This is a genomic window from Paludibacterium yongneupense DSM 18731 (assembly GCF_000422925.1).
GTDB lineage: Bacteria > Pseudomonadota > Gammaproteobacteria > Burkholderiales > Chromobacteriaceae > Paludibacterium > Paludibacterium yongneupense.
On record NZ_KE383957.1, the window covers coordinates 131,799 to 140,298 of the forward strand.

Consider the following 8,500-nt stretch of genomic DNA (forward strand, 5'->3'; position numbering starts at 1 on the left):
GACAACGCCATGCATGACGATTTTTCTGTAGCAGGAGATCTGCTGCTTTCCCCCTACGCTCTTGGCGACGCCGAGCTGGATGCCACGCTCGCGCGCATCGCGCAGCATGACGTCGATTACGCCGATCTTTATTTTCAGTACACGCGCAGCGAGAGCTGGAGTCTGGAAGAGGGCATCGTCAAGTCGGGCAGCTTCAGCATCGATCAGGGCGTCGGTATCCGCGCCGTTTCCGGCGACAAGACCGCCTTTGCCTATTCCGATGATATCGGTGTCGAAGCATTGACGCGGGCCGCCGATGCCGTGCGTGCGATCGGTGTCCAGGGGGGCGTCGGCCGCGTCGATGTCGGCCGTCGCAGCACGGGGCGCGCGCTTTATCCCGCCATCGATCCGGCCGCGAGCCTCGACGCGGTGGCCAAGGTGGCGTTGCTCGAAAAAGTCGAACGTCGCGCGCGCGCGATGGATCCGCGCGTGATCCAGGTGATGGCCGGTCTGTCGACCGAATACGATGTGATTTATCTGGCGCGGCTGGACGGCGTGCGCGCCTGTGACATCCGTCCGCTGTCGCGACTCTCGGTCTACGTGATCGCCGAACAGGACGGCCGCCGCGAGCAGGGCGCGAGCGGCGGGGGCGGGCGCTTCGATCTCGGGTACTTCGATGACGAAAGCATCGACCGCTATGTGAGTCAGGCGGTCAACCAGGCGCTGGTCAATCTCGATTCCCGTCCCGCACCGGCCGGGCAGATGACGGTGGTCCTCGGGCCGGGATGGCCCGGCGTGCTGCTGCATGAAGCGATAGGCCACGGGCTGGAGGGGGATTTCAACCGCAAGGGAACGTCGGCCTTTACCGGGCGCATCGGTCAGCGCGTGGCGGCGCCTGGCGTCACCGTGGTCGATGACGGTACCCTGCCGGGACGCCGCGGGTCGATCTCTATCGACGACGAAGGGGTGCAGTCGCAGAACACCGTGCTGATCGAGGATGGCATTCTCAAGGGCTATATGCAGGACGCGATGAATGCGCGCCTGATGGGGGTGGCGCCGACCGGTAACGGCCGCCGCGAGTCGTATGCGCATATCCCGATGCCACGCATGACCAATACCTATATGTTGGCTGGTAGTCATGATCCGCAGGAAATCATTGCTTCGGTCAAGGATGGTCTGTATGCGGTGAATTTTGGCGGCGGCCAGGTCGATATCACCAGCGGAAAATTCGTCTTTTCCGCCTCCGAAGCCTGGCGTATCGAAAACGGCAAACTCAGCTATCCGGTCAAGGGCGCCACGCTGATCGGCAACGGGCCGGACGTGCTGCATAATGTGGGCATGGTCGGCAGCGATCTCGCGCTGGACGCGGGCGTCGGGGTGTGCGGCAAGGAAGGGCAGAGCATTCCGGTGGGGGTCGGTCAGCCCACGCTGCGCATCGATGGCGGCCTGACCGTGGGCGGCACGGGCGGCTGATGGCGGGGCCGGCGCTTACGGCGCCGGCTTTGTCGAGCTCCAACGTTCCATATTGCGTCGTACCAGACCGTGCAGATGCCACACCTGGCGCAGCAATTGCACGTTCAGCCAGTAATAGCCCTGGGCGTCGAAACTGCGCGTCGCCTCGTCGTCCGGGGCGGCCTCGTGCGTGGTGAACGGCATGGCCTCGATTTGATCGAGCACCTCCGGCCAGTCGTTGCTCAGTGCCTGCGACAATAATTCCAGTATCGACATCGCTTCCACCTGCTCGCCGGCGAACTGCTGGCGCATGCATTCCAGTTCTTCCTGATGCTGGCTGCCACGGCTGACCAGATCCATCTGCTCGAGCGTGCTGATGATCCCGCGCTGGGTGCGGTGCAGCTGCTCGAGCTGGCCGCCGTCGAGCGCGATTTCCTTGTGCATGGCGGCCATCAGGCTGCGTTGCCGTACCAGGCGTTGATTGAGCCGGTCGAATATCTCCTGGTACAAATGCTCGTTTTCCAGTCGTGCGATGCGGTCGAACAAGCCTGCGCAATCGTGCAAGTTGTCGGCCAGCAGATACTTCCAGTTGTCGGTTGCGCGCAAGGGCAGCAGCCGTGCGAACAGCATCGACAGCGCAACCCCGGCGAAAACATTGCCCGAGCGCCATAGCGCCATGTCGAGCGGGCTGTCGCCGAGGCCGGCGACCACCGCCAGGGTGATGCCGGCCAGTTGTGCGATATACCCGTCGCGGCCGAGCGCGAAATACCCCGACAGCAAGGCCACCACCGTCATGAACGCGTAGCAGAGCAGGGGTGAACGCGCATACAGCCAGATCGATATCATGCCGGCGATCGATCCGGCCAGGGTTCCCAGCGCGCGCTGCCGGCCTTTGTTCAGCACGCTGCCGACGTGGGGCAGCCCCCCCATCACCACGAAAATGGTGATCGCCATCCATTCGCCGTGCGGGATCGAAAACAGCAGACTCAATAACAGCGAGCAGGCGTAGGCCGCCGCAACGCGCAGCGCATGCAAATAGAGATGATGGCGGTGCAGAAAGCGGGGGGATACGGTCAGGTGCAAAGGGAAACGGCGCGATATCATTATCGTCAGATCCGGCGGTCGCAGAGGGTTGATCGGCGGGGCGTGCATGCCATACTACATCATATCTGGATCGTAATTTAAATGGTTGTTTTGTAATTGCATGACTACACGCAATCTCGTTTAGAATGAGCTGTATTCTATCCGGGCAAGACCATTCAGTTGATATGCCACAAGCGGTTTGAAAAAACGCCAGCGCGACGAATGCGGCTCAGTAGAATGTGAGGGCAAGTACATAATAGCGACCATCTGGGAGGTGGCATGCACTATAACTCTTCTGTTCGACAGCAGATCCTGCTCGGTTTTGGGGGTGTAATCCTGGTCATGGCCGCTGCGGTGGCCACTATCATTATAACGGCGCCGGCCCCTGGGGGCAGCGATTCGACCGGATGGTTCGCGCTCGGAGCTGCCATCGTCGTCAGTGCGGCGCTGGGTGTTTTCGTCAGCGCGCGCGTTGCCAGACCGGTGCGAAAAATCCTGTCCCTGCTCGATGCGCTCGAGCGCGGCGATCTCGGTGACGACAGCGTCCAGGCCGGCGCGGCCGATGGCGAATTTGGCGCCGTGGTCGACCATGTGCTGCAGATGCGCGCCAAATTGCGGCTGTTGGTGAGCGAGGTTCAGCAAAGCGCCCAGGATGCGACGGATGCCGCCCATCTGCTTGCGGGCATGACCGAACAGGTGACCGGCAGCGTCCAGCAGCAGGCCGACTCCACCCGCGAGGCCGCAGCGACCATCGAAGAGATGACCGTCAGTATCAATCAGGTGGCCAACAGTTCCGGCAAGGCCTCGCGCATGGCCAAGGAAGCCGGCGAGACGGCCAGCGAACGGGTGCAGGATGTCATGCGCTCGTCCGAGCAGATGCGCTTTGTGGCGGACAAGGTGCAGGAAACCTCGCAGCGCATCGAAGCGCTGACCGGGCAGGTCGAGAAAATCGGCAATATCGTCGGGGTGATCGTCAATGTGGCCGACCAGACCAATCTGCTCGCACTGAATGCTGCGATCGAGGCGGCCCGTGCCGGGGAGTTCGGCCGCGGCTTTGCCGTCGTCGCCGACGAAGTGCGCAAGCTGGCCGAGCGCAGCGCGGTCTCGGCGCAAGAAATCACGGTCATGATCAATACCATCCAGTCCGATGCCGGTACGGTGGTCGAGAGCATGCAGCAAAGCCTGGAAAGCGTGCTCAACGTGAGCCAGGGGGCCGAGCAGAGTGCCGAGTCCATGCAGGGGATTCAGCAGAGCTCGCTGAGCGTGGTCAAGTCGATCGAATCGATCAACGGCACCTTGCGCGAACAGCGCATGGCCAGCCTCGATCTCGCTCAGAAGGTGGAGCACGCCGCGAAAATGGCCGAATCCAATATCGAGACCGTCAACCAGTTGCGCACGACATCGAGCACCTTGCTGGAACTGGCCAACAAGCTCAACCTGCGCGCGGCCGACTTCTCCCACGACTGATCCGTCGCATGTTCTGCGCCCCCGCCGCTGCCCGGTTTGCCGGGTGCCGCCGGGGGCGCTGTCGTTTTACCAGTTGTCGTCGTCCTGCGTCAGTCCGCCGCCTTCGTCATCGGCTATCGACTTGACCGAAATGCCCATGCGCTGCATGCGCGAGAGCAAGGTCGTGCGCTTGAGCCCGAGACGGGCGGCGGCGCCCTTGGGGCCGGCAACGATGCCGTTGGTCTCCTTGAGCACCCGGATGATGCGTTCGCGTTCATCGTCCGGCGCTGCGGGCGACGGGGACCGGTGCCCGAGGGGGGCGGGCGCTGCCGTCGGCTGCGATTTCCACGACACCGGTTCCAGATGATGCTGCAACTCGGTCAGCGGCAGATTGAGCGTCGAGCCGCGGCTGAGAATGACCGCGCGTTCGATCACATTCTCCAGCTCGCGGACATTGCCCGGCCAGGACAGTCGCGATAGCGCGTCCAGCGTCTGCTGTGGAATATGTTCGATCGTGCGGTTCATGCGGCGCGCGATTTTCTGCGTGAGAAAGCGGGCGAGCAAGGGGATATCGCCCTGGCGTTCACGCAAGGGCGGAACGACGATGGGAAACACATTGAGCCGGTAGTAGAGGTCGCTGCGATAGCGCCGCTCGGCGACCATCTGCCGCAGGTCGCAATTGGTCGCCGCGATCACGCGCACGTCGACCGGAATCACCTTGCTGCCGCCCAGACGTTCGATTTCGCGTTCTTGCAGCACGCGCAGCAGCTTGGGCTGCAGCTCGAGCGGAATGTCGCCGACCTCGTCCAGAAACAGCGAACCGTGATTGGCGAGTTCGAAGCGACCGAGTCTCTGCCCGGTGGCGCCGGTGTAGGCGCCGCGCTCGTGACCGAACAAATCGCTCTCCAGCAGGCCGGCGGGGATGGCGGCGCAGTTCATTTTGACCATGGTGTTGCCGCTGCGCGCGCTTTTCTGGTGGATGGCACGCGCGATCAATTCCTTGCCGGTGCCGGTCTCGCCGAGAATCAGGACGGTACAGTCGCTGGCGGCGACCATGTCGACCTGCTCCAGAACCGCCGCCATTGCAGCGCTTTCGCCCACGATCTCGCCGAAACCGCTGTGGCTGCGGATTTCTTCGCTCAAATAATGATTCTCGCTGGCCAGCCGGTCCTTGAGCCGCGAAATTTCTTCGTAGGCCAGCGCATTGTCGATCGCGATCGCGATCCGCGCCGCGATTTGCTGCAGCAGCAGCAGGCTGTCGCGCGAGAAAGGCGCGGCGCTGCCGTGGGCCAGATGCAAGGCGCCGAGCACCGAGTTGCCGGCGACCAGCGGCAGCGTACAGGAGGCCTGGAAGCCCTGTGCCGTCAACTGCGACACATGCTCGTAAGTCAGCGCGAGCTTTTCCATCTCATTGCGATCGGCCAGCAGCGGCGTGCCGTTTTGCGCGACCCGGCCCGACAAGGAGCCGTCCCAGGCCACTTCGCGGCTGGCACGCAAGGGCTCGCGATCGGGCTGGAACAATACCGAGTGGCTTTGCAACCGCTGACCTTCGTTCAGGCACAGGTCGAGACTGATGAAATCGATGCCGAAAAACCGGTGTACGGCGAACGCGAGCTCGCTTGCCAGCTCGCGTGTTTCTAGCTTGGAAATGACGGTATTGGTCACGTCGACCAGAATATGGAAGTAATCGCGTTCCAGGCGCAACTGTTCTTCCTGTTCCTGTGCCCGGTCGCGGTCGCGCAGGTTTTCCGCCGCAATCGCGGCGATGCCGGCCAGCTGCGTCAGAAACGCGACCTCGGCCGCGGAGAACGGGGCCTCGTCGTATCGGATGAACTCGATGCCGCCGAGGCGTTGTGCGGGCGTGGTCAGCGGAATCTGGCAGTAGGCGCCCAGACCGTGGTAGGGCGGCAAGGCCGCCAGATCCGGGTGCTCGCGCCGCCAGCCGGCCGCGTCGTAGTGGACTGCGACTTGTTCGGCGAGCACGCGCGCGGCCGGCCCTGTGGCCAGCCGGGTGTCGTTCAGACGGGTCGCCGCGCCCGAGGCGTCGCGGGCCAGCAGGGTAACGCTGTCGTCGTCGAGCAGAATGAGGTTGACCCGGTCGAATTGCACGATGGCAATCGACCGCTCGGACAGCGCGGCCAGCAGCGAGGCGGCGTCGCGCTGGGTCAGAACGGTCTGCGATACCCGGATCAGGACGTCTTGCCAGGCCTGGGCGATGCCGGCGTCCTGCTGTGTGTGCAACTCGACCATGAGGGCTTTTCGGTGACAGCGCCGGTCCGCCCATGCGGCCCGGCCTATGCTGGGTGCCAGTGTACTGGAATTGCAGCGTGCTCGAAATGTCCTGCATGGGCCGGGTTTGACGCGGCGCAAAGGGTGGAGAGGTGCCTGGCCGCCGAGCGCCGGCTTCTGCTCGCTGCCGGTGCCGCGGTCTGTTGCGAGTGGCTCTTGCCCCGGCCGCGAATACGGGCGGATGCCCTGCGTTTCGGCTCCCGCCGGGGGCGAGTGCCGGGCCACGGGCGTGTCATGGCGCGGCCGGTTGTGGGGCAAGCCCGTGGCCGGCGGGCTTGATCGCTCAAGTGAATAAACCGAGCAGACTGATTACGGTGAGAACGGCTATGGCGGAAGTTTGTGACGTGGGGCCGGATGAGACGGAGTTGAGGTAGCAGAATGCCTGGGGCATTCCGAATGCCGTTGCCTGCGCGCGCAGGGGGCGGAATTTAATGACATTACCGACTGCGTTTTGCATGCCGGAGATAGTGCTGCTGGCAGCAAGGAGGCGGGCGGATTGTCCGGATGCGGCCGATGTCGGCATTGGAATGTTGCCGATGTTATGGGCCTCTGGCGTTTCGAGGGGCATGACCCGGCTGCGGGTCGTGCGGCCAAGCCGGGCTGTCCCGGCGTTTTCCCGTAGCATCGTTCCTCGATGCTCAAGGGGCTGCTGCATCAAGGTGGGCCGGGAGCCTTGCGCCTGCTCGTGGAGGCCGGCGAGCGGCGCGGTGGCGTTTCCGGGGTGCCGGCGCCAAGGGAGGTTGCCGCTGCGTGTTCCACCGGGCCGCCGCGCGATGTGTTGAACTTGATCACATCTGCACTGGGTTGTTGCGCTGTGACATGCCTGGAATCGTCCGCGTCGCGAGTGACTGACATTCGTCGGTTCATGCCCAGCCCATCGTTGTGTCGTTTTGCCCCGGCTCCTCCTTTATAGCTGGTGATCCCCGCCCCCGCGCTGACGATGCCGGTGGCGAGCGACGCCCAGCCGAGCGCGGCTGCGGCCTGCGGATCGGTTTCTTCCAGCGAGGCGGCGGCGATGGCGGCCATCACGCCGCCTGCGGCGGCGATCGAGGCGCCGGCGGTGAAAATGGCGAGCACGATGCCGAATACGCCCAGCGCGATGCCGACGCCGGCCTGGGCGCTCATATGGCCGCTGGGGTCGGCGAGATTGACCGGGTCGCCGTCGCAGTAGGCATAGGGGTTGATGCCGCCAGCGCCGAAGGGGCTGAGGCTGTCGGGGCAGGTGAAGCGCATCAGCGTGGGGCTGTAGGCGCGGTAGCCGTTGCCGAGGTGGTAGTGGGTGCCGGCCGGATCCTGGCTCTCGCCGTTGAAACCGGGGATCGTGGCGAGGGCGGAGGGTCCGCCGCTCAGGGTCAGCAACACGCTGTTCATGGCATCGGTGGCGGTGAGTTACAGTGGCATGGTTGGCTCCTTGAGTAAGAACAGGAAGGCGTGTCTTGAAGCCACGGTGTTGCCTTCTGATGAAAAGGATTTATCAAGGGGAAAAAGTTTTCTTGTTCAACTGACCGGAAAATTCGGGGGCGCGGCCTCTCAACAGGTTGCGAAAGATGAGAGCTGTTCCTCTCCAGCCTCCGCTGGGACCGCTGACGATCGCCGATGGGTTACCGTCTATTGCGGCCACAGAGTCTCTTGTCGATATCCGGTAGTCGCTATAGGCGTAAACAACGCGGCCTGTCGCTTTGGCCAGTCGTTTTGCTGCCGAGTTACGACCCCCTTTGGTTGCATGGCACGCGAGTAACCTTAGCGGTGCGGTGCCCGTATTGCCGCCGACGGCCCTGAGATCTATGTTATTTCGTTCTCTCAGCAGATCGACGAAGCGCTCAGGCGTCGCTTGCTCCACGAAATCGAAAGGTGCTCGGACTTGGCCGAAACTGCCGTTTTTATACTGCTCGACGGAGCCGAAACCAGAGGCATAGATCAGCTTTGGCCCCTCTGCTCTGGTATACGTACCATGCGTCAGAATGGCGGGTTCTCCTTTGCCGCGATAATTGTTGGTGTAGCCACCGACAGTGAGTTTGCTTTCTCCATCGGTAACGGTTTCCAAGGTAAAAAAGGTCTGCGCATCCCAATTGGCATTCTTGCCCGCTGTGGCTTGAGGGGCTTTGCTTCTGCTCTTGCTCTGGGCGTAGCCCATGCCGCCCGCCCCGGCGCTGACGATGCCCGTGGCGAGCGACGCCCAGCCGAGTGCGGCTGCGGCCTGCGGATCGGTTTCTTCCAGCGAGGCGGAGGCGATGCCGAGCACGTCGGCGGT

Annotated in this window: 6 protein-coding genes; 2 read left to right on the plus strand and 4 right to left on the minus strand. The window is 63.4% G+C overall.

Annotated features, from left to right (window positions below; genetic code table 11):
* Nucleotides 1-9 precede the first annotated feature (9 nt).
* Complete coding sequence (gene tldD / locus G520_RS0115070; RefSeq protein ID WP_028536372.1) at nucleotides 10-1,452, plus strand: metalloprotease TldD; 1,443 nt, start codon at nucleotides 10-12, stop codon at nucleotides 1,450-1,452.
* Nucleotides 1,453-1,467: 15 nt separating this feature from the next.
* Here the strand turns inward: tldD and G520_RS23025 are convergent, their stop codons facing one another.
* On the minus strand, nucleotides 1,468-2,583 hold the full coding sequence (locus G520_RS23025) for an FUSC family protein (RefSeq protein ID WP_051229436.1): 1,116 nt from the start codon (nucleotides 2,581-2,583) through the stop codon (nucleotides 1,468-1,470).
* Nucleotides 2,584-2,793: 210 nt separating this feature from the next.
* Between G520_RS23025 and G520_RS23030 the strand changes: the two genes are divergently transcribed.
* Nucleotides 2,794-3,981: a methyl-accepting chemotaxis protein gene (locus tag G520_RS23030; RefSeq protein WP_051229437.1), complete on the plus strand. Its 1,188-nt coding sequence runs from the start codon at nucleotides 2,794-2,796 to the stop codon at nucleotides 3,979-3,981.
* 66 nt (nucleotides 3,982-4,047) lie between these two features.
* On the opposite strand, the gene G520_RS0115085 is transcribed toward G520_RS23030, so the two are convergent.
* The 3 genes from G520_RS0115085 to G520_RS0115100 all read right to left on the minus strand — a co-directional run.
* Nucleotides 4,048-6,210, minus strand: a complete 2,163-nt coding sequence (locus tag G520_RS0115085; RefSeq protein WP_051229438.1) for a sigma 54-interacting transcriptional regulator — start codon at nucleotides 6,208-6,210, stop codon at nucleotides 4,048-4,050.
* Between the two features lie 693 nt (nucleotides 6,211-6,903).
* Nucleotides 6,904-7,620 carry an RHS repeat-associated core domain-containing protein gene (locus G520_RS24090; protein ID WP_051229439.1) on the minus strand — a complete coding sequence of 239 codons (717 nt, stop codon included), beginning with the start codon at nucleotides 7,618-7,620 and terminating at the stop codon, nucleotides 6,904-6,906.
* Between the two features lie 103 nt (nucleotides 7,621-7,723).
* Nucleotides 7,724-8,500 (minus strand): hypothetical protein (locus tag G520_RS0115100; protein WP_028536375.1); only part of this gene is annotated, 777 nt, incomplete at its 5' end.